Raw genomic sequence first — 22,448 nt, 5'->3', positions numbered from 1 at the left:
GCTATACAGGAGACGTTATGCAGGAACTGATTTCACAGATCGAAGATATGGGCATTGAAATAAACCATACCAATTCGCTGATCATCATATTTGGTATTATTTTTCTCACTGCCATCATTGTTCATCTGATTCTACATCGGGTGGTGCTGCGCGCGTTCGAAAAACGGGCACAGGCCAGCAGTCATTTATGGCTGCAAATTATCACGCAAAATAAACTTTTCCACCGGTTGGCGTTTACCCTACAGGGGATTATTGTCAACGTACAGGCCGTGCTGTGGTTGCAAAAAGGCAGTGATGCCGCGCAGATATTAACCACGGGCGCACAGCTATGGGTCATGCTCTACGCTCTGCTGTCATTCTTCTCGCTGCTGGACGTTATTTTCAACCTCTCACAAAAGCTATCTTTCTCTTCGCAGCTGCCGCTCAAAGGGATATTCCAGGGAGTTAAGCTGGTCAGCGCCATTCTGATTGGCATTCTGATGATCTCCCTGCTGCTGGGGCAATCACCGGCAATACTGATAAGTGGTCTGGGTGCGATGGCCGCGGTACTGATGCTGGTATTTAAGGACCCGATTCTCGGCCTGGTGGCAGGGATTCAGCTCTCGGCAAACGACATGTTAAAGCTCGGCGACTGGTTGGAAATGCCGAAATACGGCGCCGACGGTGCGGTGACCGATATTGGCTTAACCACCGTCAAAGTGCGTAACTGGGATAATACCATCACCACCATTCCGACCTGGTCGCTGGTGTCGGATTCGTTTAAAAACTGGAGCGGAATGTCTGCTTCAGGTGGCCGAAGAATTAAGCGCAGCATCAACGTGGATACCACCAGCGTGCATTTTCTCGATGAGCAAGAGCAGCAGCGGTTAATTCAGGCGAAGCTGCTGAAACCGTATATGGACTCTCGCCATGAGGAAATTAACCTGTGGAACCAGGAGCACGGCAGCGCCGATTCGGTGTTGAATCTGCGCAAGATGACCAATATTGGTACCTTCCGCGCTTACCTCAACGAATATTTGCGTAACCATCCGAAAATTCGCAAAGATATGACGCTGATGGTACGTCAGTTGGCACCCGATAATAACGGTCTGCCGATTGAAATATACGCCTTTACCAATACGGTGGTGTGGGCCGAATATGAAGGTATTCAGGCCGATATTTTTGACCATATTTTTGCCGTGGTCGAGGAATTTGGCTTACGTATTCATCAATCACCGACCGGCAATGATATTCGCGCCCTGGCAGGCGCGATCGGGCAAGAATAATCACGCGCTAGCGCGTGAAATAAAGCGCCAGTCCAGCATCACCCGCTCCGGCGGCACGTCCGGGTTATCGATTTTATTAAGCAGCAGTTCGACCGCTCTGGCGCCGATCTCCCGCGACGGCTGCTGGACGGTCGTCAGCTGCGGCGACACCATTTCGGCAAGTTCAGTGCCGTCAAACCCCACCACCGCAATCTCTTCCGGTACCTTTAGCCCTGCCTGTTCAATGGCGCGAATAGCCCCGGCGGCCAGCGAGTCAGAAACCGCAAACACCGCGTCCGGGCGCGGGTTCATCGCCAGCAACGTTTGCATCGCCAGTTTCCCCGCCGCCGCGCTCAGATCGCTGGCATACTCGACAGCATGAAACGCCAGCCCTTGAGATTGCAGCACATTTTTGTACCCCTGCTCGCGCAGGCGGGCGTACTTGTAGCTCAAGTCGTGGTTAATCAACGCAATCCGCTCACGCCCCTGCGCTGCGAGATAGCTCACCGCATGCTCCGCGGCATCGACATCGTGGATCCCCACGCAGGAGACCGCGCCCGCATCAGCATATTCCGCACATTGCACCCATGGCGCATCGCCAATCACCGTGGTTAACTCCGGCAGCTTGCTGAAGGCGTCCATGGTGATAATACCGTCGACCATTTTTCCGGTTAGCAGTCGCAGGCCTGATTTAGAGCGTTCAATATCCGAGCCGGAGTTGCACAGTAAAATCCGATAGCCGTTCTTTTCCGCGGCCTCTTCAATTCCTTTTACCACTTCGGCGCAAAAAGGGTTGGCGATATTCGACACCATCACCAGAATCATGGAGCTTCGCGCCGTACGCAGCTGGCGCGCCAGCAGATTAGGCTGATAGTTACTCTCTTTAATGGCCTGAAGCACCCGTTCGCGGTTTTTGGCTTTTACGGTATCGCTGTTGTTAAGCACCCGCGACACGGTCGCCACCGATACCCCCGCCAACTGGGCGATTTTCTGAATTGACATACAACGCCGTTCCCTGCAGTTAACGCTTTGCGTGCAGGCTACCATAAAAAGCGTGCCCGGCGTACCGGGCACAGCGTTATTGTTCGACGCTGACCCAGCGCCGTTGCTGATGGCTTTTTATAATCGCATCAATGATATACATGACATTTGCTCCATCAATGAATGAGGCAAAATGCGGCTCGCCAGCGGCGGGCATTTTCCCGCTCTGCACGGCGCGGTAGAAATTGCCCATCATGTTTTTAAACGCGTCTGGCCATCCCTCACTATGGCCGCCGGGGAAGTTCGCCTGTCCGGCGACATCGCGGTTAAGCAGGCTCGGGTCGTCACTCAGCAACTGATTGGGCTGACTGCGGTGACCAATCCACAGTTGCTGCGGCGTTTCCTGATCCCAGGCCAGCGAACAGGCGCTGGCATTGATATCAAAATGCAGCCGATTTTTACGCCCGGCGCAGACCTGCGAAACGCTAAAGCAGCCTTTACTGCCGTCGTCGAAGCGGAACAGAACCGAACCGGCATCTTCGGTTGTCACCGCGACATCGCGATACTGCGTCGCGTCATCGTGTTCACTGAACGTCGCCTGCGCCTCAACGCTGGCCTTACGCGTTGGCCAGACGATAGCGAGATCGGCCATCACCTCCACAATCCGCCGTCCGGTCACAAACTGCACCGTGTCGCACCAGTGCGAACCGATATCGGCCACCGCGCGCGACGCACCACCCTGCGCCGCGTCCACCCGCCAGTTAAAGTCATTCTCCAACAGCATCCAGTCCTGATGGTAGCCGCCGTAGGCTGAGAACAAACGTCCGGCATGGCCTGCGCGCATCATGCTGGCCGCCTGCTGCACCATCGCAAACTGACGATAAACGAAGCTCACGCCGTGGACCACGCCCGCATCCCGCGCCATCTGCTCCAGTTCACGAGCCTCCTCCGACGTCATGCACAGCGGTTTCTCAGAGAAAACGTGTTTTCCCGCGCGTAAAATCTGCCAATTAACCGACGCGTGCAGAAAATTGGGCGTGCAGTTATGCACCACCTGTAGCCCAGGATGCGCCAGCAGCGCGTCAACATCAGCGTAAGCATGCGGAATATTGAGCTGCCGCGCTTTGGTCTGCGCCAGCTCCAGCGAGGCGTCGCACAGCGCGACCACCTCGACAAAACCCAGTCGACGCAGCGCCTCAATATGTGCCGGGCCAATAAAACCTGAACCGATAATACCCACCTGAATCATCCGCGCACCTCACTACCCGCGGCAAAGTCATCAAAGGCCCGCGCGGAGACGGGAATGATATGCCGTTTAATAAACTCGCTGCCTTCGCGCGCGCCGATCTGCGCGTCCTTCAGGCAGCACTCCCATTCCATTACCGCCCAGCCGTCAAAATCGTACTGGGTCAGCTTGCTGAAAATCTTTTTGAAATCGATATCGCCGTCGCCCAACGAGCGGAAACGCCCGGCACGATCCGCCCAGTTCTGATAGCCGCCGTAAACGCCGCTACGTCCGTTACGTTGGAACTCGGCGTCCTTAACGTGAAACGCGCGAATACGGGAGTGGTAGATATCGATATAGCTAAGATAGTCAATATCCTGTAAATGCAGATGGCTCGGGTCATACAGCATATGGCAGCGCGGATGATTCTTCACCTGGTCTAGAAAACGCTCGAACGTAACGCCATCATGCAAATCCTCACCGGGGTGAATTTCGTAGCACAGGTCAACGCCGTGCTCGTCAAAACAGTCCAGAATGGGCCGCCAGCGGCTGGCGAGTTCACTAAACGCTTCATCCAGCAGCGCCGCATTGTGCGGTGGCCACGGATAGAAATAAGGCCAGGCCAGCGCGCCGGAAAAGGTCGCATGCGCCTTCAACCCCAGGCGCGCCGAAGCTTGCGCGGCCTTTTTCACGCTCTCGACGGCCCACTGCTGGCGGGCCGTCGGATTACCGCGCAGCGCCGCCGGCGCAAAAGCATCGAAAGCGCTGTCATAGGCCGGATTAACGGCGACAAGCTGCCCTTCGAGATGCGTTGACAGTTCACTAATCACCAGACCGTGCTCCGCCAGTCGCCCGGCAATATCATCGCAATAGGTCTGGCTCGCCGCGGCCTGCGCCAGGTCGAATATCGCCGGGTGATTGCAGGGCAGCTGTAGCGCCTTAAAGCCCAGCCCGGCCGCCCATTGCGCTATCCCATCGAGCGTATTAAACGGCGGCTCGCCGCCGATAAACTGCGCCAGAAAAATGCCCGGCCCCTTGATGGTTTTCATACCCCCTCCTTAAAAATTTACGCCTGCTTTTGCTCGTCGTATTTAAACGAGACAAGGAAAATCACCGCGATCACCACGGCAGCCACCGCCGGAATCCACCAGAAGTTCACCCACGCCGCCGGAACGGTTTGGCCAGCGACCAGGTGGTTATACAGGGCACCGGAAATCTGCGATCCCAGCAGCATGCCGATGCCGTAGGTAAACATCACCACCATGCTCTGCGCCTGCCCTTTCACCTTTTCGCCCGCCACACGGTCGGTATAGATAAAGCCCACCACGAAGAAAAAGTCGTAGCACACGCCGTGCAGCAGAATGCCGAGATACAGCAGGAAGCGGGTCTCTTCATTGATACCCAGCGCAAAGAACATATAGCGTACGAACCACGCCAGCATGCCGATCAGCAGCATGTACTTCACACCCAGACGGCGGAACAGCAGCGGGATAATCAGCATAAAGAAGATTTCTGACATCTGACCGAAGGACATCGCGGTGCTCACATCCGCGACGCCCGCGTCCGCCAGAAATGACGCGGTATAGGCATAGTAAGTACCGAGCGGTACGGAAATCAGCGTGGCGCAGACGGCAAACACCAGGAAGTGCCGGATTCTGAGCAATGCGAAAGCGTCGGCGCAGAACAGATCGCGCAGCTTCAGCGGCTGGCCTTTCGCCGGGGCCGGCGTGTGCGGCAGCGTCAGGCTATATACCGCCAGCACCACCGAGCACAGCGCCGCCAGCGTAAAGATGCCGGTGGTATCCGAAATCCCGGTTACGCCGATAAAGATGCCCGCGACAATCCAACCGATGGTGCCGAACACGCGCACTACCGGGAAGGTTTTATCGATATTTTTCAGGCTGTGGAAGGCAATATTGTTGGTCAGCGCCAGCGTCGGCATATAACAGAGCGTGTAGCCAAACAGCAGCGCAATTAACAACGCACCGTTTTCCGCGACCAGCGCCTGCGGTACGAACCACAGAATCACCGCGCCAAGCAGGTGCATCACCGCCATCACCTTCTGCGAGGCAAAAAAACGGTCAACCAACATTCCCAAAACAAAAGGGGAAAGAATTGAAGCGATCGGCCCCGCCGAGAACGCATCGCCAATCAGCAGCGACATGTTGTACTGCGTCATCACCAGTCCAAGCGTGACCGACCAGCTTCCCCAGATAAAAAACTGCATAAACATCATTAACGACAGGCGCGGGACTAACAGCCGATGCTGTACGCCACTTTGTTCACGACTTTCCGTTGTAGACACCATGTTCTCACCCTCAAAAGTAATCGATTACAAAACACCACAAATGAAAAGTAATCGATTACAAAAATAAGATCGCGCTGATAGAAACGGATTTGGGAGAGCGATCACGATAAAAACGAGGAAGGGAATGTGTTGCAGCAACGAGCGGGAAACAGCGGAGGAGGCAAACCTGCCCCCTCCGGGCGATATTATCAGGCTTTACGACGCAGCGTTTTGAAAGCCGCAAACAGGAACAACACCCACACCGGCAGCAGAATCGCCGACAGGCGCATGCCGTCCATGGTGCACATCAGCCCAAGGATCATCAGCAAAAATGCGATACAGATGTAGTTGCTGGCAGGCGCAAACAGCGCTTTGAATTTCGACTCACGCCCCTTGCGGCGCATGGCGGCGCGGAACTTAAGGTGGGCCATGCAGATCATGATCCAGTTCAGCAGCAGCGTTGCCACCACCAACGCCATCAGCAGGCCAAACGCTTTCTGCGGCAGCAGATAGTTCACCAGCACCACCAGCGAGGTGATCGCGCCAGAGAGCAGCAGCGAATTCACCGGCACGCCGCGACGGCTCACTTTGGTCAGGAAGCGCGGCGCGTTACCCTGCACGGAGAGGCCAAACAGCATGCGGCTGTTTGAATAGACGCCGCTGTTATAAACCGACAGCGAAGCCACCAGAATCACAAAGTTCAGCGCGGATGCCACTACGTTACTGTCCAGATTGTGGAAGATCATCACGAACGGACTGCTGTCTGACTTAATGCCCTGCCACGGATAGAGCGCCAGCAGCACAATCAGCGAGCCGATATAGAACAACAGGATACGGTAAACCACCTGGTTGACCGCTTTCGGAATAGTGGTTTCCGGGCTGCGTGCTTCCGCCGCTGTAATGCCAATAAGTTCCAGCCCGCCGAAGGAGAACATAATCACCGCCAGCGACAAAATCAGCCCCTTCCAGCCCGTGGCAAGGAAGCCGCCATCACGCCAGAGATTGTCGATGCTCGCATGCTCACCGCCACGCCCCGTCGCCAGCATCCAGATGCCAAAGCCGATCATGCCGATAATCGCCAGCACCTTAATCAGTGCAAACCAGAACTCCGTTTCGCCATACAGGCGCACGTTCACCAGGTTGACGGCGTTAATCAAAATGAAGAAACCGGCAGCCCAAATCCAGGTCGGTACGTGTGGCAGCCAATACTGCATATAAATTCCGGCGGCGGTCAGCTCGGCCATTCCCACCAGCACGAACATGACCCAATAGTTCCAGCCGGAAAGAAAACCGGCGAACGGCCCCCAGTATTTATAAGCAAAATGAGCAAATGAACCGGATACCGGCTCTTCCACCACCATCTCGCCAAGCTGGCGCATGATCAGAAACGCGATAATTCCGGCAATCGCATAGCCCAGCACCACTGCCGGGCCAGCCATTTGAATCGCCGGGCCGATGCCAAGAAACAGGCCGGTGCCAATGGCGCCCCCAAGGGCGATGAGTTGAATATGACGGTTTTGTAACCCGCGGTGAAGCGTCGGCCCCTGCTCCGACGAAGCATCCGGTTGATTCTGGCTGGATGCTGAGGACGCGTTTTTCACGTCTAACCCCTGTAGCTTTTTTTGGAAGGGGCACCTTTTAACACTTAGCGCGGCTTGCCGCAAGGCAATCAGTCGCAGGAACCCCGTGCCCAAAAGTGCCGGAAGATACGCGTTGCTGGGGTGATAACCTTATTCCTACAAGGGGTTAGCCGCGCTAGCCAGCCCTAACGTTCAACGTATGCGGCACACCCGCTGTGAAGCAAATACCATTGGATACGTTGCCGTATCGGCGGAGCACAAAACGATGACCCGGCATGCCGTGGCTTGCGGCATAATTCGCTGACCGCATTTCGAGGAATCTTCCGTGCTGCTCAAAATCCTGCTGACTATGGCCGCGTTCGCCGCCAACTCGCTGCTCTGTCGGCTGGCGCTGAAGGGGATGCATATGGATGCCGTCTCTTTTAGTAGCATTCGCTTGCTAAGCGGTGCGGTGGCGCTGCTGATACTCCTGAGGCTACCCGCCATCAAAAAGAGGCCGGAATTCAATGTGCTGAACGCGGTACTACTGGCCATTTACGTCTTTGCCTTTTCCCTTGCCTACCTGTCCTTAACCACCGCCGCTGGCGCGTTGTTGCTGTTCGGTACGGTCCAGTGCGTGATGACCGGCTGGGGGTTGATTCGCGGCGAGCGCCTGACGTGGCTAAAAAGCGTCGGTATGCTGGGCGCAGTGACCGGGCTAGCGTTGCTGCTATTACCGGGTGCAGGTCATCCTTCCGGCGGCGCCGCGCTGCTGATGATGGTCTCCGGCGCGGCCTGGGCCGCCTACTGTATTACCGGCAAAAAAGTGCAGAACGCGGCAGCGGCCACGGCGGGCAACTTTACGCTGGCGGTGCCGATAGCGCTGGTGGTGTTTGTGCTTAGCGGTATGCACATCCGCGCCGATGCCGTTGGGCTAGTGCTGGCAGTCTCCTCCGGGGCGCTGATGTCCGGCGGCGCGTATCTGCTCTGGTACTCCCTGTTGCCACGGCTTAGCCCAACCACCGCCAGCACACTGCAATTAAGCGTCCCCTGTCTTGCGGCACTGGGCGGGCTAATTTTTATGGGCGAACCGTTGGGCCTGAGGATGGTGTTAGCTATCGCACTCACCCTCTCCGGTATTGGGCTGGTGATTATCGCCGATCGGCGACGAGAGCATTAACCGCCGGGCCGGCGTGTCGCCAGTCCGCACCACACGCCCGGCGTTTTTCACTACCCCTTTGGCTCGAGGGCAACAAACATTTCAATATCCCAGTAGCCGTCTTCCGCACCGTTGTTATGGTAGATTTCAAAGCATGGCTTCGCAGCCAGGCGGTAGGTTTCATCTTTCAGGACGCTATCAAAAAACTGATACCATGGCGTGGAGAAATCGTGATCGATAACCCGCGCACGCGCTGCCGCGTACAGGCCTCCCGCAACTTCCGCCATCATGACCCCTTCGCTGTTCGGCGGGATAACAAAGTCGTCATCGACAGAGACCACGGTGTCGCAACGCAGCTTTTCCGCCGGGACTTCATCCGGATTGTCGTAGTAAACGGCCAGCCACTCCCGAGCGGGAATCTGCTGGCCATCGACCCACATCATCAACTGCTCAAAACCCTGCTTAACCGTCTGCTCCCACGGCCCAACCATATGAAAACCGGCAATTTTACGCGCTGCAATCTGCTTAACTTCGTATTCCATACCGCCTCCGTTAATACACTGTAATTACATACAGTATAATGGGCGTTTTTTGTTTGCGCCAAACGGGTAGCGAGCGATATGTGAGCAGATTCGCACTCTTGATAAGAGAGTTGGGGGAAGAGGAAACAGGAAAATGGTACGCCCTACAGGATTCGAACCTGTGACCCACGACTTAGAAGGTCGTTGCTCTATCCAACTGAGCTAAGGGCGCACTGGGGAAGTCAAAACTTCATGGTGGGGTGAAACGCGTGGAATTATACGGTCACTGACAGGTGAGTCAATCCATTTCCTTACGAAACCTGCGCGGTATGCAATGATGGATAAAGTGCGACCAACTATCGCTCAACTCTTCGGCAAAACCACTTTCCGATGAAAACTCGCAAACGAGACCTGACAGCAAGCCTCGCATCTGACAAAATATGTCCATCCCCCCTTCGTGAATGACAGATGGAATATTTTCCCTGATGGCAGCAAAGATTATTGACGGTAAAACGATTGCGCAGCAGGTGCGCTCTGAGGTTGCGGAAAAAGTGAAGGCGCGCGTTGCCGCAGGAAAACGCGCCCCTGGGCTTGCCGTTGTGCTGGTTGGCAGCAACCCGGCCTCACAAATTTATGTCGGCAGCAAGCGCAAAGCCTGCGAAGAGGTGGGCTTCGTCTCCCGCTCCTACGATCTGCCGGAAACCACGTCCGAAGCCGAACTGCTGACGCTGATTGACACCCTGAACGCCGACACCACCATCGACGGCATTCTGGTGCAGCTTCCGCTGCCGGCGGGTATTGATAACGTTAAGGTCCTTGAGCGCATCGCGCCGGACAAAGACGTCGACGGCTTCCATCCGTACAACGTGGGTCGTCTGTGCCAGCGCGCGCCACGCCTGCGTCCGTGTACCCCGCGCGGTATCGTTACCCTGCTGGAGCGCTACCATATCGACACCTATGGCCTGAACGCCGTGGTGATTGGCGCGTCCAACATCGTGGGCCGCCCGATGAGCATGGAGCTGCTGCTGGCTGGCTGTACCACCACCGTCACCCACCGCTTTACCAAAAACCTGCGCCACCATGTGGAGCACGCGGATCTGCTGATCGTCGCGGTCGGTAAACCGGGCTTTATTCCTGGCGAGTGGATTAAAGAAGGCGCAATTGTCATTGATGTCGGGATTAATCGCCTCGAAAACGGTAAAGTCGTCGGCGATGTGGTGTTTGAAGAGGCTGCCGCGCGCGCCTCTTACATCACCCCAGTACCGGGCGGCGTCGGTCCCATGACCGTAGCCACCCTGATTGAAAACACCTTACAGGCGTGTGAAGAGTATCACGACGTGGAGAAGGCATAAGATGGCAACATTTTCTTTGGGTAAGCATCCGCATGTGGAACTCTGTGACTTACTGAAGCTGGAAGGCTGGAGCGAAAGCGGCGCGCAGGCGAAAATCGCTATCGCCGACGGTCTGGTCAAAGTGGACGGCGCGGTGGAAACCCGCAAACGCTGCAAAATTGTCGCCGGTCAAACCGTGAGTTTTGAAGGCCAAAGCGTTACCGTTACCGCATAAATCCTGCCAGTCACCCGGCTTCGCCAGTCGATGCCGGGTTTTATTCCCCAAATAGCGCCCTACCGTATCTTCCCACTTCAGCAGTAATACGCTGTATGTCCATACCCGATGCTAACTATCGTGACACGTCCATCGCCCGGTAGCGCTGCGTCAAAGTGAGGCGCATCACAAATCATCACGTCGAAGCCGTCTTCCCCGACGCATTCAAACTTTCAGCCTACATTTAATACTTTGAATTTAAAGATTTTAAAATCACCACCGACGAAATCAATTCAATAAAAATATCAATACGCGCATTAATTGAATTGGATTGCAAATCGACTGCTCCGCAGAATACCGCGAAACATCCCTGTTTCTGGAGTCTGTATGTCAACGTCAATTCTCAATAATGCCCCTTACGAAGCCGTCGAAATCCTGCGCGCAGCAAAGCCCGGGTTTACCCCGCGTATCGCCTTAATCCTCGGTTCCGGTCTCGGCGCGCTGGCCGACCGTATGGATAACAAAACCACCCTTTCCTACGAAGCGCTACCGGGTTTTCCGGTCAGCACCGTCATCGGCCACGCCGGGGAAATTGTAATGGGAACGCTGCACGGCGTGCCGCTGATTTGCATGAAAGGCCGCGGTCATTTCTATGAAGGCCTCGGCATGGGCATCATGACCCAGGCGGTACGCACCTTTAAGCTGCTCGGCTGTGAATTCATGTTCTGCACCAACGCCGCAGGCTCGCTGAACGCGGATATCCCCGCAGGCAGCCTGGTGGCGCTAAACGACCATATCAATACCATGCCGTCCACGCCGATGGTCGGCCCGAATGACGATCGCTTTGGCCCACGCTTCTTCAGCCTGGCAAACGCCTACGACAAAGATCTGCGCGCCCAACTGCACCAGACCGCCAAAGGGCTGGATATCCCGCTGCACGAAGGCGTTTTTGTCTCCTATCCGGGGCCAAACTTCGAAACCGCCGCGGAAATCCGCATGATGCAGCGCATGGGCGGCGATGTGGTTGGAATGTCGGTGGTGCCAGAAGTGATCGCGGCGCGCCACTGTGGGCTAAAAGTGCTGGCCGTATCGGCCATCACCAATATGGCTGAAGGGTTGAGCGACGTGGAGCTGTCGCACGAACAAACGCTCAAATGCGCAGCCATGGTGACGGAAGACTTTATCCGCCTGATTGGCCAGTTCATTAAACAATACGCCTAATTTCTGATGCATCGGCGGGTAGACTGCTGCCCGCCTGGAGATACGTCTATGTCTGACATGTCCTGGTCCCGCCCGAATTTAAACGCCGTCTCGTATCTAAGCTATTACTTCGTCGGCGCGTTAGTTTCCACCCTTGGCATCGTGCTCGGCCCGCTGTGCGCAGCCTTCCACAAAGACCCGAGCTTTATCGGCCAGGTCTTCACACTGATGAACATCGGCATGTTTATTCCCATCATGCTGGGCGGTATTCTGATGCGCAAATGGGGGCTGCAAAAACCGCTGGTTATCGCAGCGGCGCTCACCGTTCTTATCAGCGCGATTCTGTTTGTGTCGCCTACTCTGACGATGTTCAGCTTTGCCGTCGCCGGCATTGGCGCCTGTGGCGGTATTTTCATGACCATCGGCAGCTATCTGGTGGTGCGAATCAATCCGGACGAAAAAAGCCGTTCCTCGAGCCTGATTTTTACCGATTTCTTCTTTAGCCTCGCCGGGGCGACGCTCTCCTTCTTGCTGGCCTGGCTGTTCCGCATGGGCGCGAGCTGGGTGGCGATGTACGGTATCATGGGTGGTTTAGGTGCGCTGATGCTGGCGTTAACGATTCGCTGCCGTTTCCCGTCCACCGAAGCGCCAGCACCCGCGCAGCAAAGCACAAACACCGCTCGTGAGCCCTGGGGTCCATCGGTCTATCTGATTTGTTTCGCGCTGTTCGCCTTCCTGTTGGCTGAGCCTATCTTCACCATGTGGACACCGGGCTATTTACAGTTCCGCTTCCATATTGAGCCGCAGGAGGCAGCGCTGTACACCACCGTCTACTGGGTGGCGAAAGCTATCGGCCTGTTCCTCAACCAGTTCACCGTGAAGTGGATGAAGCTGCGCACCTTCCTGCTGGGTTGTACCGCGATCGGTCTTATCGCCATCATGCTGATTGCCAACAGCGGCAACACCACGCTGATTCTTGTCGCCTGCGCCGTTTTTGGCTTCTTCAACTCCGGTCTGTTCTCCGGGCTGATGAGCTACGGTTCGCTGCAGGTGAGCCAAAGCTCGCCAACGCTGATTTCCGCGTTACTGACCTGCGGTACGGTAGGCACACTGCTGTTCGCCAGCGTCTCCTCGCTCGTTAATGGCCGCTACGGCTTGCATGGCGCGCTGAATACCGCCACGGTGTCCTATATCGTGCTGCTGGTTGTGCTGGTCACGGCTATCTTCTGTAGTCGGGCTGAACGCCTGCATACCTCCCCGTCGGCGGCGGTTTGACAAGGCAAAAGGAGGGGGGCATGATGGCCCTCCCTCCCCTTTATCCCGAACGAACCATGACCGACGCTCTGGCCAACAACCGCATTAACATTCGCGCGCTGCGTTACTTTCAGGCTCTTGCTGAAGAACTGCATTTCGGGCGAGCAGCAGCGCGGCTGAATATCTCCCAGCCACCGCTGAGCATGCAGATTAAAGAGCTGGAAGAGACGCTGGAAACAAAATTGTTTGAACGAACCAGTCGGAAAGTGGTACTGACCCGCGCCGGGCTGGTCCTAAAAACCGAGGTTGACCGCATCCTGAGCGCCACCGAGCAGTCGTTGAACTACGTGCGGCAAATCGGTCGCAGCGAGAACCTGCATATCACCATCGGTATTGTCGGCAGCGCACTGTGGGGCACCCTACTGACGCGGCTGAAAACGTTTAAGGCGAAGAATCCGGGGGTCGAGTGGAGTCTGCGCGAGCTGTCGCAGCATCAGCAAATTGACGCGCTGCGCGCCCGCACTATCGACATCGCCATTAACCGCAACGTCCTGCCTTATGCTGAAACCAACATCCGTAACCAGCTGATTGCCCATGAATCTATCGCTCTCGCAGTGCCGGAGAACGATCCGTTGTGCCAGCTAAGCTCGGTTCCCTTAACCGCGCTGGCCACCAGACCGCTGATTTCACTCTCCTTTGAACAGAGCGACTTCGCTCGTCAGCTGCACGACCGCTGCGTGGAGGCGGGGTTTTATCCGTTAATTACCCATCAGGTAAACGAGCCGCAAACGGCGTTAGCGCTGGTGAGCGCGGGAATGGGGCTATCGCTGTTGCCGGAAACCTGCGGGTTGATTCACTGGCCGGGCGTACGTTTTCTGCCGCTTGCACAAGCGGTACCCGCCGATCTTTATGCATTGTGGTACGACGAACCGCTGTCAGAGCTGATGACGGCGTTTGTGGAGGGGCTACAAGGGCGGGAACCCCCTCTCTCTGGCAGAGAGAGGGGTTAAAGCTTACTTACGGCGCCAGGTTGTGCCCTGCGGGCCATCTTCCAGCACGATGCCCATCTCGTTGAGACGGTCACGTGCGGCGTCGGCCGCCGCCCAATCTTTCGCTTTACGCGCGTCCAGGCGCTGCTGGATTAACGCTTCAATTTCAGCCACTTCGCCGTCGTCTGCCTGCGCACCGCTTTGCAGGAAGGCTTCCGGCTCCTGCTCCAGCAGGCCCAGCACGGCAGAAAGCTTACGCATATGCGACGCCAGCGCGTTCGCAGCCTGCATATCTTCAGCCTTCAGGCGGTTCACTTCACGCGCCATATCGAACAGCACGGAGTAAGCTTCCGGGGTATTGAAATCGTCGTCCATCGCTTCAATAAAGCGCGCTTCGAACGCTTCGCCGCCCGCCGCCGGGACGGATGTGTCGGTACCGCGCAGCGCGGTGTACAGACGCTCCAGCGCGGAACGCGCCTGCTTGAGGTTCTCTTCGCTGTAGTTCAGCTGGCTACGGTAGTGGCCGGACATCAGGAAGTAACGGATGGTTTCGGCGTCGTAGTACTTCAGCACATCGCGCACGGTAAAGAAGTTACCCAGCGATTTGGACATCTTTTCGCGGTCAACCATCACCATGCCGGAGTGCATCCAGTAGTTCACGTACTCACCGTCGTGCGCGCAGGTAGACTGGGCGATTTCGTTTTCATGGTGCGGGAACATCAGATCCGAACCGCCGCCGTGAATATCGAAATGGTTGCCCAACTGCTTGCAGTTCATCGCGGAACATTCAATATGCCAGCCCGGACGGCCTTCGCCCCACGGAGACGGCCAGCTCGGCTCGCCTTCTTTGGACATCTTCCACAGCACGAAGTCCATTGGGTTACGCTTCACGTCAACCACGTCAACGCGCGCGCCGGCCTGCAACTGGTCCAGATCCTGACGCGACAGCTTGCCGTAGTTTGGATCGGTCGGCACCGAGAACATCACGTCGCCGTTGTCCGCCACGTAGGCGTGGCCTTTAGCGATCAGCTGCTCGGTGATTTCAATGATTTCGTGGATATGGTGCGTGGCGCGCGGCTCCTGATCCGGACGCAGAATATTCAGCGCGTCGAAATCGTTGTGCATCTCGGCGATCATACGATCCACCAGCGCGACAAAGCTTTCACCGTTCTCGTTGGCGCGTTTGATAATTTTGTCGTCAATATCGGTGATGTTACGCACGTACTTCAGCTTATAGCCGAGGAAGCGCAGATAGCGCGCCACCACGTCAAAGGAGACGAAGGTACGGCCATGGCCGATATGACAGAGATCGTAAACGGTGATACCACACACGTACATGCCCACTTCTCCGGCATGAATGGGCTTAAATTCCTCTTTTTGGCGGGTCATTGTGTTGAAGATTTTTAGCATCGAGAATTCCATGTTTACGTGTGTGAACCGGGCTTTCGCCTGAAACGGTATATTCTACCCGTAATTCAACCCGGAAGCAGCACACAATGCAAGGTGATCGATGTTCCGGGTTATGCTATAACAGACGCCTATATGCCGCCCACAGGCGGGCTAAAGCACCACTTTAAACGGAACAGGATGCAGAAATGGTTACTTTCCACACTAATCACGGCGACATCGTCATCAAAACTTTCGACGACAAAGCGCCGGAAACAGTCAAAAACTTCCTGGACTACTGCCGCGAAGGTTTCTACAACAACACGATTTTCCACCGTGTTATCAACGGTTTCATGATTCAGGGCGGCGGCTTCGAGCCGGGCATGAAGCAGAAAACCACCAAAGAAGCGATCAAAAACGAAGCCAACAACGGTCTGAAAAACACCCGTGGCACGCTGGCCATGGCGCGTACCCAGGCTCCGCACTCCGCGACCGCTCAGTTCTTCATCAACGTAGCAGACAACGACTTCCTGAACTTCTCCGGCGAAAGCCTGCAGGGTTGGGGCTACTGCGTATTTGCTGAAGTGGTTGAAGGCATGGACGTGGTTGACAAGATCAAAGGCGTTTCTACCGGCCGCAGCGGTATGCATCAGGACGTTCCAAAAGAAGACGTTGTGATTACAAGCGTGACCGTCAGCGAGTAATCGGTGGCGACACTCTTTATTGCAGATTTGCATCTGCAAACGGAAGAACCGGCGATTACCGCCGGTTTTCTGCGTTTTTTGCACGGTGAAGCTCGTCAGGCCGACGCGTTGTACATCCTTGGCGACCTGTTTGAAGCCTGGATTGGCGACGATGACCCCAACCCGCTACATCGTGAAATGGCCATTGCCATTAAATCGCTGGTTGATTCCGGCGTCCCCTGCTTCTTTATTCACGGCAACCGTGATTTCCTGATTGGCAAACGCTTCGCCCGCGAGAGTGGCATGCAGTTGCTGCCTGAAGAACAGGTACTCACGCTTTATGGCCGCCGGGTGCTGATTATGCACGGCGACACGCTATGTACCGACGATCCGGGCTATCTCGCGTTTCGCGCCAAAGTACACACCCCGTGGATCCAGAAGCTATTCCTCGCCCTGCCGCTGTTTATCCGCCGCCGTATCGCGCAGAAGATGCGTAGTGACAGCAAGGCCGCCAACAGCAGTAAATCGATGGAAATCATGGACGTCAACCCGCGGGCGGTGGTTGAGGTGATGGAAAAGCATCAGGTGCAGTGGCTGATTCACGGCCATACCCATCGCCCGGATATCCACACGCTAAGCGCCAACGGCGGGCAGGCGCACCGCGTGGTGCTCGGCGCATGGCACAACCACGGTTCTATGGTCAAAGTGACCGCGGAAGACGTTGAGCTGATCCCCTTCCCGTTTTAATTTTTCCGCCGTAATCAGCCGTCCCACGGCGACGCAACCGTTTTCCTTGCCCATTTTCCGTGTTATTCTCTGTGGCCTCTAACGTCGTGTGCAGCACACCCACAGGAGTTTTCAGACGCATGTCTTCCCGCAATAATCCGGCACGTATCGCCATCGTGATGGGGTCCAAAAGCGACTGGGCTACCATGCAGTTCGCCGCAGAAATCCTCGATATTCTGAACGTACCTCACCATGTTGAAGTGGTTTCCGCCCACCGCACGCCCGATAAACTGTTCAGCTTCGCCGAAGACGCCGAAAGCAACGGTTATCAGGTGATTATTGCCGGTGCCGGCGGCGCTGCGCACTTACCCGGAATGATTGCCGCCAAAACGCTGGTCCCGGTATTGGGTGTCCCCGTCCAGAGCGCCGCATTAAGCGGTGTCGATAGCCTCTACTCCATCGTGCAGATGCCGCGCGGAATTCCGGTCGGTACGCTGGCGATTGGTAAAGCCGGTGCCGCTAACGCCGCCCTGCTCGCCGCGCAGATTCTGGCTCAGCACGACGCGGAACTGCATCAGCGCCTCGCCGACTGGCGTAAAGCGCAAACCGATGAAGTGCTGGATAACCCGGACCCGCGAGGTGCCGCATGAAGCAGGTCTGCGTGCTGGGCAACGGGCAGCTAGGTCGTATGCTGCGCCAGGCCGGTGAGCCGCTGGGCATCGCCGTCTGGCCGGTCGGTTTAGAAGCCGACCCTGCCGCCGTGCCGTTTCAGCAGAGTGTGATCACCGCTGAAATCGAGCGCTGGCCGGAAACCGCCCTCACTCGCGAGCTGGCGGAGCACACCGCGTTTGTGAACCGTGACGTTTTCCCGATCATTGCCGACCGTCTGACGCAAAAGCAGCTGTTCGATAAGCTCAATCTGGCAACCGCGCCGTGGCAACTGCTGGCCCGCGCCGATGAGTGGCCTGGCGTTTTTGACCGTCTGGGCGAGCTGGCGATCGTTAAGCGCCGCACCGGCGGCTACGATGGCCGCGGCCAGTGGCGTCTGCGCAAAGACGACACCGCGCAGCTGCCGGACGAATGCTATGGCGAATGCATCGTTGAGCAGGGCATTAACTTCTCCGGCGAAGTGTCGCTGGTTGGCGCCCGAGCCCACGACGGCAGCACCGTATTCTATCCGCTGACGCATAACCTGCATCAGGACGGCATTCTGCGCATGAGCGTCGCCTTCCCGCAGGCCGACGCCCAGCAGCAGGCGCAGGCGGAAGCCATGCTCAGCGCCATTATGCAGGAGCTGAACTACGTTGGCGTGATGGCGATGGAGTGCTTCGTCACCCCTGGCGGTCTGCTGATCAACGAGCTGGCGCCCCGCGTACACAACAGCGGCCACTGGACGCAAAACGGCGCCTCCATCAGCCAGTTCGAGCTGCATCTGCGCGCCATTACCGACCTGCCGCTGCCGCCGCCGGTAGTTAATAGCCCGTCGGTGATGGTCAACCTGATTGGTTCCGATCTGAACTACGACTGGCTGAAGCTGCCGCTGGTGCACCTGCACTGGTACGACAAAGAGGTACGACCGGGCCGTAAAGTAGGCCATCTCAACCTCAACGACAGCGATACAGGCCGCCTGAGCGCGACGCTGGAAGCGCTGGTGCCGCTGCTGCCGGGCGAATACGCCAGCGGCATTGCCTGGGCGCAAACGCGTCTGAAATAGACCTTTCGTGCCGGGGAAAGTATCTAACGCTTCCCCGGCCCCCTCCTTGAAGCGTAAAATCCTGCCCTGACCGCCTTACCCCCACTTTGTTAGAGAAGGATTGCCCATGAAAAATGGGACGGATTACTGCGCTATTCTGCGCGCAGAAACGCCCATCATTGACGTTCGCGCGCCGGTTGAGTTTGCGCATGGCGCGATGCCCGCCGCAGTCAACCTGCCGTTAATGAACGATCAAGAGCGCGCTGCCGTTGGTACCTGCTATAAACGTCAGGGGCCGGAAGCCGCGCTGGCGCTGGGGCACGAACTGGTCTCCGGCGAAACGCGCCAGCAGCGCATAGCAGCGTGGCTGGAGGCCTGTCGGCAGGCGCCGCAGGGCTATCTGTGCTGCGCGCGCGGTGGGCAGCGTTCGCATATCACACAAAGCTGGATTAAGGCCGAAGGCATTGACTATCCGCTGATCGTCGGCGGCTACAAGGCGCTGCGCCAGGCGGCGATGCAGGCCACGGAAGAGCTGGTGCGCCACCCGATCGTGCTGATCGGCGGCTGCACCGGCAACGGCAAAACGCCGCTGGTCCGCCAGCAGCCGCAGGGGATCGACCTTGAAGGGCTGGCGCATCATCGCGGTTCATCGTTTGGCCGTACGCTTGACGCGCAGTTTTCACAGGCCACCTTTGAGAACCATCTGGCTACGGCGCTGCTCAAAGGGGCACATCAACAGGAGCGCGTTCGCTGGGTGCTGGAAGATGAAGGCCGGATGATCGGCGCGAATCATCTGCCGGAGTGTCTGCGGGATCGGATGGCCGAGTCGCCGATCGCGGTAGTGGAAGATCCGTTCGATCTGCGTCTTGAGCGCCTGCGTGAAGAGTATTTCACCCGCATGCATCACGATTTCCTCGCCGCCTATGGCGAAGAAAAGGGCTGGCTGGAGTACTGCGAATACCTGCATCACGGCCTGTTCGCCATTCGCCGTCGTCTGGGGTTACAGCGCTTTGCTGAACTGACGGCGACGCTCGACGACGCGCTGGCCGAACAGCAGCGCAGCGGCTCCACCGAGGCGCACTTCGCCTGGCTGGTGCCGCTGCTGAACGAGTATTACGACCCGATGTACCGCTATCAGCTAGAGAAAAAAGCCGACAAGATTGTCTTTCGCGGCACATCGGAAGCGGTCGTCCACTGGCTGGCTACGCACGCTTAAGCTTTAAATAGCCAGCAGGCCGCAAAGTGACGCGGCGCGATCTCCTGCATTGGCGGCTCCTGCTGCTGGCACTGCGGCATGACATGCGGGCAGCGGCTGCAAAATCGGCAGCCGCGAATGTCCGCCGTCGGGCTCGGAATCTCGCCCTTCAGCCCGCCTTCTTCCAGTTGCCGCACGCGTGGATCAGGCACCGGTACCGACGCCAGTAGCGCCTGGGTATACGGGTGCGCGGGCCGCTGATACAGTTCTCCGGCAGGCGCGACTTCGACCAGTTTGCCGAGATACATCACCCCGATGCGGCTGGAAATATGCCGCACCATCGACAGATCGTGGGCTATGAACAGATAGGTCAGCCCTAGCTCCTGCTGGAGATCCTGCAGAATATTGACCACCTGCGCCTGCACCGATACGTCCAGCGCCGACAGCGGTTCGTCGCACAACACAAACTCCGGATTCACCGACAACGCGCGGGCAATGCTGATACGCTGGCGCTGGCCGCCGCTAAACTCATGCGGGAAGCGCGTCAGATGCTCGGATTTCAGGCCGACTTTGTCGAGCATTTCCGCCGCGCGTTCACGCTGGGTCTGCGCATCATAGCCATGAATCTTCATCGGCTCCGCCACCAGCTGCTGCACCGTCATGCCGGGGTTCAGCGACGACCACGGGTCCTGAAATATCGCCTGCATCCGGCGGCGTAGCGGCTTAAGGGTTTTCTCCGACGCCTGGGCAATCTCCTGCCCGGCAAAGGCAATGTCGCCGGAGGTAATGTCGAACAGGCGTAAAATGGCGCGCCCCACCGTCGATTTGCCGCAGCCGGACTCCCCCACCAGGCCGAATGTCTCCCCCGGCTGAATATCAAAGCTGACGCCATCCACCGCTTTCACCAGCCGTTTGGGGCCTAACAACCCGCCATTCAGCGCATAGTGTTTACGTACCTCGCGCAGACGAATTAACGGTAACTCGCTCATGCCGATGCCTCCTGTTCCAGCCATAACCAACATGCCACCCGATGCCCCTCACCGCAGGAATAAAACGCGGGCGGACGCGCGCACTGCGGCCGACGATGCGCACAACGCTCGGCAAACGGGCAGCCCGGCGGCGGGTTTAACAGACCGGGCGGGGAGCCTTCAATGGGCGATAGCCGATGCTCCGGGTCGTCGGCACGCGGTAAGGAGGCCAGCAGCCCTTGTGTATAGGGATGCGCCGGGCGCAGGAAGATATCTTCAACCTTCCCCTCTTCCATCACCTGCCCGCCGTACATCACCACCACGCGGCTGCACATTTGCGCCACCACGCCAAGGTCGTGGGTAATCAGCAAGATAGCGGTCTGCGTCTGTTGCTGTAGCGACTTCAGCAGCCGCAGAATTTGCGCCTGGATGGTCACATCCAGCGCGGTGGTGGGCTCATCGGCAATCAACAGCTGCGGGTGACAGGAGAGCGCGATGGCAATCATCACGCGCTGGCGCATCCCACCGCTGAACTCATGCGGATACTGTTCAAAGCGTCGCGCCGCATCGGCGATACCGACGCTATCGAGCATCGCCAGCGCTTTCGCTTTTGCCGCCCGGCGGTCCAGCCCCTGGTTGCGCATCAGAATTTCGCTCATCTGGCGACCAATGGTCAGCACCGGATTCAGCGCCGTCATCGGGTCCTGGAAAATCATCGCAATCTCACTGCCGCGAATCCGCCGCATCTGTTGCGACGTTTTCTCCGCCAGGTCATCGCCGCGAAAGCGAATGCTGCCGCCGGTAATTTTGCCGTTATTACCCAGCAGCTGGAGAATCGACTTACAGGTGACGCTCTTACCGCATCCGGATTCTCCGACAATGCCGACCAGTTCCCCGGCGTTCAATGAAAAACTGACGCCACGCACCGCATGTACTTCCCCCTCGCGGGTGAAGAAAGAAGTGTGCAGGTTGGTAATATCCAGCAGGTTACTCATCGCGGTTGGCTCCCGGTTCAAAGGCGGTACGGAAAACGTCGCCCAGCACGTTAAAGCTGAACACGGTCAGCAGAATCAGAATCCCCGGGAACATCGCCAGCCACGATGCTTCGCCAATATACGACTGCGCATTGTTCAGCATGCTGCCCCATGATGCCGCGGGCTGCTGTACGCCGAGACCAAGGAAGCTCAGCGTCGACTCCATCAGGATTGCCGAAGCGATATTTAGCGTGGCGGCCACAATAATTGTCGGCAGCACGCCGGGAATAATATGGCGGGCAATAATACGCAGCGGATTTTCGCCAGAAGCCCGCGCGTAGAGGACATATTCACGCTCCTTAATAGACAGCGTTTCCGCACGCACCAGCCGCGACATGTTCATCCACGTCAGCAGGCTGATAATCAGAATGATGTTGTCCACGCCCGGCTTCAGATAGGCGTTCAGCACCAGCAGCAGGAAGAAAGCGGGAATCGCCATCAGAATATCAACGGCGCGCATCAGCAAATTATCCAGCCAGCCGCCAAAGTAGCCGCTAATCGTGCCCACCAGCGTGCCAATCAGCGTGGAAAACAGCATCGCCAGGAAGCCGACCAGCAGGGAAATTCGCCCGCCCCACAGCGCGCGGGTAAAATAGTCGCGGCCATATTCGTCGGTGCCGAACCAATGGCTGGCATCGGGCGGCAGCATCCGCGAGGCCAGTGACATCTGGTCCGGGTCGTAAGGGGTCAATCCCGCGCACAGCGCCGCGAGAATAAAAATAAACAGTACCAACAGCGAAAACTGCGCCGGACGATTGCGGCGAAGCTGATGGCGTACGTTTTGCCAGCGTCTGGTCAT

At 57.3% G+C, this 22,448-nt stretch carries 22 protein-coding genes and 1 tRNA gene; 12 read left to right on the top strand and 11 right to left on the bottom strand.

All coding sequences use genetic code 11. The features are described 5' to 3' along the window. Positions 1-17: 17 nt before the first annotated feature. Positions 18-1,265 carry a mechanosensitive ion channel family protein gene (locus tag K7B04_RS11805; RefSeq protein ID WP_223804075.1) on the top strand — a complete coding sequence of 416 codons (1,248 nt, stop codon included), beginning with the start codon at positions 18-20 and terminating at the stop codon, positions 1,263-1,265. Here K7B04_RS11805 and K7B04_RS11800 read toward each other — a convergent pair whose 3' ends face one another. The 5 genes from K7B04_RS11800 to pheP all read right to left on the bottom strand — a co-directional run bounded on the left by K7B04_RS11800 (position 1,266) and on the right by pheP (position 7,338). Beyond that, on the bottom strand, positions 1,266-2,246 hold the full coding sequence (locus tag K7B04_RS11800) for a LacI family DNA-binding transcriptional regulator (RefSeq protein ID WP_163447716.1): 981 nt from the start codon (positions 2,244-2,246) through the stop codon (positions 1,266-1,268). It abuts the gene before it with no gap. Between the two features lie 76 nt (positions 2,247-2,322). Next, positions 2,323-3,474, bottom strand: coding sequence for a Gfo/Idh/MocA family oxidoreductase (locus K7B04_RS11795; RefSeq protein ID WP_223804074.1), 1,152 nt, complete (start codon positions 3,472-3,474; stop codon positions 2,323-2,325). Beyond that, positions 3,471-4,499, bottom strand: a complete 1,029-nt coding sequence (locus tag K7B04_RS11790; protein WP_223804073.1) for a sugar phosphate isomerase/epimerase family protein — start codon at positions 4,497-4,499, stop codon at positions 3,471-3,473. Before K7B04_RS11790 ends, K7B04_RS11795 begins: the two co-directional genes overlap by 4 nt. 17 nt (positions 4,500-4,516) lie before the next feature. Next, positions 4,517-5,758 (bottom strand): MFS transporter, encoded by a 1,242-nt coding sequence (locus tag K7B04_RS11785; RefSeq protein WP_223804072.1) that lies wholly within the window; start codon positions 5,756-5,758, stop codon positions 4,517-4,519. Positions 5,759-5,946: 188 nt separating this feature from the next. Next, entirely contained in the window at positions 5,947-7,338 is a 1,392-nt protein-coding gene (gene pheP / locus K7B04_RS11780) for a phenylalanine transporter (RefSeq protein WP_163447720.1), read from the bottom strand. Between the two features lie 304 nt (positions 7,339-7,642). Here pheP and K7B04_RS11775 point away from each other — a divergent pair, with 304 nt between their 5' ends. Further along, the gene (locus K7B04_RS11775) at positions 7,643-8,476 is read left to right on the top strand and encodes a DMT family transporter (RefSeq protein ID WP_223804071.1); all 834 of its coding nucleotides are present in this window, start codon (positions 7,643-7,645) and stop codon (positions 8,474-8,476) included. Positions 8,477-8,526: 50 nt separating this feature from the next. Here K7B04_RS11775 and sbmC read toward each other — a convergent pair whose 3' ends face one another. Both sbmC and K7B04_RS11765 read right to left on the bottom strand, forming a co-directional pair. Further along, positions 8,527-8,997, bottom strand: a complete 471-nt coding sequence (sbmC, locus tag K7B04_RS11770) for a DNA gyrase inhibitor SbmC (RefSeq protein WP_223804070.1) — start codon at positions 8,995-8,997, stop codon at positions 8,527-8,529. Positions 8,998-9,131: 134 nt separating this feature from the next. Further along, positions 9,132-9,208: transfer RNA gene (locus tag K7B04_RS11765), tRNA-Arg, on the bottom strand. Between the two features lie 253 nt (positions 9,209-9,461). Here K7B04_RS11765 and folD point away from each other — a divergent pair. From folD to K7B04_RS11740, 5 genes are all read left to right on the top strand, one after another. After that, positions 9,462-10,328 (top strand): bifunctional methylenetetrahydrofolate dehydrogenase/methenyltetrahydrofolate cyclohydrolase FolD, encoded by an 867-nt coding sequence (gene folD / locus K7B04_RS11760; protein ID WP_163445986.1) that lies wholly within the window; start codon positions 9,462-9,464, stop codon positions 10,326-10,328. 1 nt (position 10,329) lies between these two features. After that, complete coding sequence (ybcJ, locus tag K7B04_RS11755; RefSeq protein ID WP_004143016.1) at positions 10,330-10,542, top strand: ribosome-associated protein YbcJ; 213 nt, start codon at positions 10,330-10,332, stop codon at positions 10,540-10,542. Positions 10,543-10,908: 366 nt separating this feature from the next. Continuing rightward, positions 10,909-11,742, top strand: coding sequence for a xanthosine phosphorylase (gene xapA / locus K7B04_RS11750; RefSeq protein ID WP_167576445.1), 834 nt, complete (start codon positions 10,909-10,911; stop codon positions 11,740-11,742). 48 nt (positions 11,743-11,790) lie between these two features. After that, the gene (gene tsgA, locus K7B04_RS11745; RefSeq protein WP_223804069.1) at positions 11,791-12,996 is read left to right on the top strand and encodes an MFS transporter TsgA; all 1,206 of its coding nucleotides are present in this window, start codon (positions 11,791-11,793) and stop codon (positions 12,994-12,996) included. A gap of 23 nt (positions 12,997-13,019) precedes the next feature. Continuing rightward, positions 13,020-13,985 carry a LysR family transcriptional regulator gene (locus K7B04_RS11740; protein WP_223804156.1) on the top strand — a complete coding sequence of 322 codons (966 nt, stop codon included), beginning with the start codon at positions 13,020-13,022 and terminating at the stop codon, positions 13,983-13,985. 3 nt (positions 13,986-13,988) lie between these two features. Here K7B04_RS11740 and cysS read toward each other — a convergent pair whose 3' ends face one another. Beyond that, positions 13,989-15,374, bottom strand: coding sequence for a cysteine--tRNA ligase (cysS, locus tag K7B04_RS11735; protein ID WP_223804068.1), 1,386 nt, complete (start codon positions 15,372-15,374; stop codon positions 13,989-13,991). Between the two features lie 185 nt (positions 15,375-15,559). Between cysS and ppiB the strand changes: the two genes are divergently transcribed. The 5 genes from ppiB to mnmH all read left to right on the top strand — a co-directional run bounded on the left by ppiB (position 15,560) and on the right by mnmH (position 19,668). Next, on the top strand, positions 15,560-16,054 hold the full coding sequence (ppiB, locus tag K7B04_RS11730) for a peptidylprolyl isomerase B (protein ID WP_064548074.1): 495 nt from the start codon (positions 15,560-15,562) through the stop codon (positions 16,052-16,054). Between the two features lie 3 nt (positions 16,055-16,057). Continuing rightward, positions 16,058-16,780, top strand: a complete 723-nt coding sequence (lpxH, locus tag K7B04_RS11725; protein ID WP_223804067.1) for a UDP-2,3-diacylglucosamine diphosphatase — start codon at positions 16,058-16,060, stop codon at positions 16,778-16,780. A 119-nt stretch (positions 16,781-16,899) separates the two neighbouring features. Further along, complete coding sequence (gene purE, locus K7B04_RS11720) at positions 16,900-17,409, top strand: 5-(carboxyamino)imidazole ribonucleotide mutase (RefSeq protein ID WP_064548070.1); 510 nt, start codon at positions 16,900-16,902, stop codon at positions 17,407-17,409. After that, complete coding sequence (purK, locus tag K7B04_RS11715) at positions 17,406-18,473, top strand: 5-(carboxyamino)imidazole ribonucleotide synthase (protein ID WP_223804066.1); 1,068 nt, start codon at positions 17,406-17,408, stop codon at positions 18,471-18,473. The genes purE and purK overlap by 4 nt, the downstream gene beginning before the upstream one ends. A 106-nt stretch (positions 18,474-18,579) precedes the next feature. Further along, a complete protein-coding gene (mnmH, locus tag K7B04_RS11710) occupies positions 18,580-19,668 on the top strand; it encodes a tRNA 2-selenouridine(34) synthase MnmH (RefSeq protein WP_163445979.1) in 1,089 nt (362 codons plus the stop codon). Here mnmH and K7B04_RS11705 read toward each other — a convergent pair. Genes K7B04_RS11705 through K7B04_RS11695 form a run of 3 tightly spaced genes read right to left on the bottom strand, consistent with a single transcriptional unit; the run spans position 19,665 to position 22,448 of the window. Continuing rightward, complete coding sequence (locus tag K7B04_RS11705) at positions 19,665-20,636, bottom strand: ABC transporter ATP-binding protein (protein ID WP_223804065.1); 972 nt, start codon at positions 20,634-20,636, stop codon at positions 19,665-19,667. The two genes, mnmH and K7B04_RS11705, sit on opposite strands and share 4 nt — an antisense overlap. Beyond that, complete coding sequence (locus K7B04_RS11700) at positions 20,633-21,610, bottom strand: ABC transporter ATP-binding protein (protein WP_223804064.1); 978 nt, start codon at positions 21,608-21,610, stop codon at positions 20,633-20,635. Before K7B04_RS11700 ends, K7B04_RS11705 begins: the two co-directional genes overlap by 4 nt. Beyond that, positions 21,603-22,448, bottom strand: coding sequence for an ABC transporter permease (locus K7B04_RS11695; RefSeq protein WP_223804063.1), 846 nt, complete (start codon positions 22,446-22,448; stop codon positions 21,603-21,605). The genes K7B04_RS11700 and K7B04_RS11695 overlap by 8 nt, the downstream gene beginning before the upstream one ends.

The organism is Kluyvera sp. CRP, from assembly GCF_019930565.1.
GTDB lineage: Bacteria > Pseudomonadota > Gammaproteobacteria > Enterobacterales > Enterobacteriaceae > Kluyvera > Kluyvera georgiana_A.
This window is presented reverse-complemented; position numbering and strand designations above follow the sequence as displayed.

Excerpts from the sequence above, each read along its gene's own strand:
- purE (WP_064548070.1), top strand. The coding sequence starts at position 16,900 with ATGTCTTCCCGCAATAATCCGGCACGTATCGCCATCGTGATGGGGTCC.
- K7B04_RS11740 (WP_223804156.1), top strand. The coding sequence starts at position 13,020 with ATGGCCCTCCCTCCCCTTTATCCCGAACGAACCATGACCGACGCTCTG.
- tsgA (WP_223804069.1), top strand. The coding sequence starts at position 11,791 with ATGTCTGACATGTCCTGGTCCCGCCCGAATTTAAACGCCGTCTCGTAT.
- K7B04_RS11695 (WP_223804063.1), bottom strand. The coding sequence starts at position 22,448 with ATGACCAGACGCTGGCAAAACGTACGCCATCAGCTTCGCCGCAATCGT.
- mnmH (WP_163445979.1), top strand. The coding sequence starts at position 18,580 with ATGAAAAATGGGACGGATTACTGCGCTATTCTGCGCGCAGAAACGCCC.
- cysS (WP_223804068.1), bottom strand. The coding sequence starts at position 15,374 with ATGCTAAAAATCTTCAACACAATGACCCGCCAAAAAGAGGAATTTAAG.
- ybcJ (WP_004143016.1), top strand. The coding sequence starts at position 10,330 with ATGGCAACATTTTCTTTGGGTAAGCATCCGCATGTGGAACTCTGTGAC.
- K7B04_RS11795 (WP_223804074.1), bottom strand. The coding sequence starts at position 3,474 with ATGATTCAGGTGGGTATTATCGGTTCAGGTTTTATTGGCCCGGCACAT.
- xapA (WP_167576445.1), top strand. The coding sequence starts at position 10,909 with ATGTCAACGTCAATTCTCAATAATGCCCCTTACGAAGCCGTCGAAATC.
- K7B04_RS11790 (WP_223804073.1), bottom strand. The coding sequence starts at position 4,499 with ATGAAAACCATCAAGGGGCCGGGCATTTTTCTGGCGCAGTTTATCGGC.
- K7B04_RS11705 (WP_223804065.1), bottom strand. The coding sequence starts at position 20,636 with ATGAGCGAGTTACCGTTAATTCGTCTGCGCGAGGTACGTAAACACTAT.
- purK (WP_223804066.1), top strand. The coding sequence starts at position 17,406 with ATGAAGCAGGTCTGCGTGCTGGGCAACGGGCAGCTAGGTCGTATGCTG.
- ppiB (WP_064548074.1), top strand. The coding sequence starts at position 15,560 with ATGGTTACTTTCCACACTAATCACGGCGACATCGTCATCAAAACTTTC.
- sbmC (WP_223804070.1), bottom strand. The coding sequence starts at position 8,997 with ATGGAATACGAAGTTAAGCAGATTGCAGCGCGTAAAATTGCCGGTTTT.
- folD (WP_163445986.1), top strand. The coding sequence starts at position 9,462 with ATGGCAGCAAAGATTATTGACGGTAAAACGATTGCGCAGCAGGTGCGC.
- K7B04_RS11700 (WP_223804064.1), bottom strand. The coding sequence starts at position 21,610 with ATGAGTAACCTGCTGGATATTACCAACCTGCACACTTCTTTCTTCACC.
- K7B04_RS11800 (WP_163447716.1), bottom strand. The coding sequence starts at position 2,246 with ATGTCAATTCAGAAAATCGCCCAGTTGGCGGGGGTATCGGTGGCGACC.
- K7B04_RS11805 (WP_223804075.1), top strand. The coding sequence starts at position 18 with ATGCAGGAACTGATTTCACAGATCGAAGATATGGGCATTGAAATAAAC.
- K7B04_RS11785 (WP_223804072.1), bottom strand. The coding sequence starts at position 5,758 with ATGGTGTCTACAACGGAAAGTCGTGAACAAAGTGGCGTACAGCATCGG.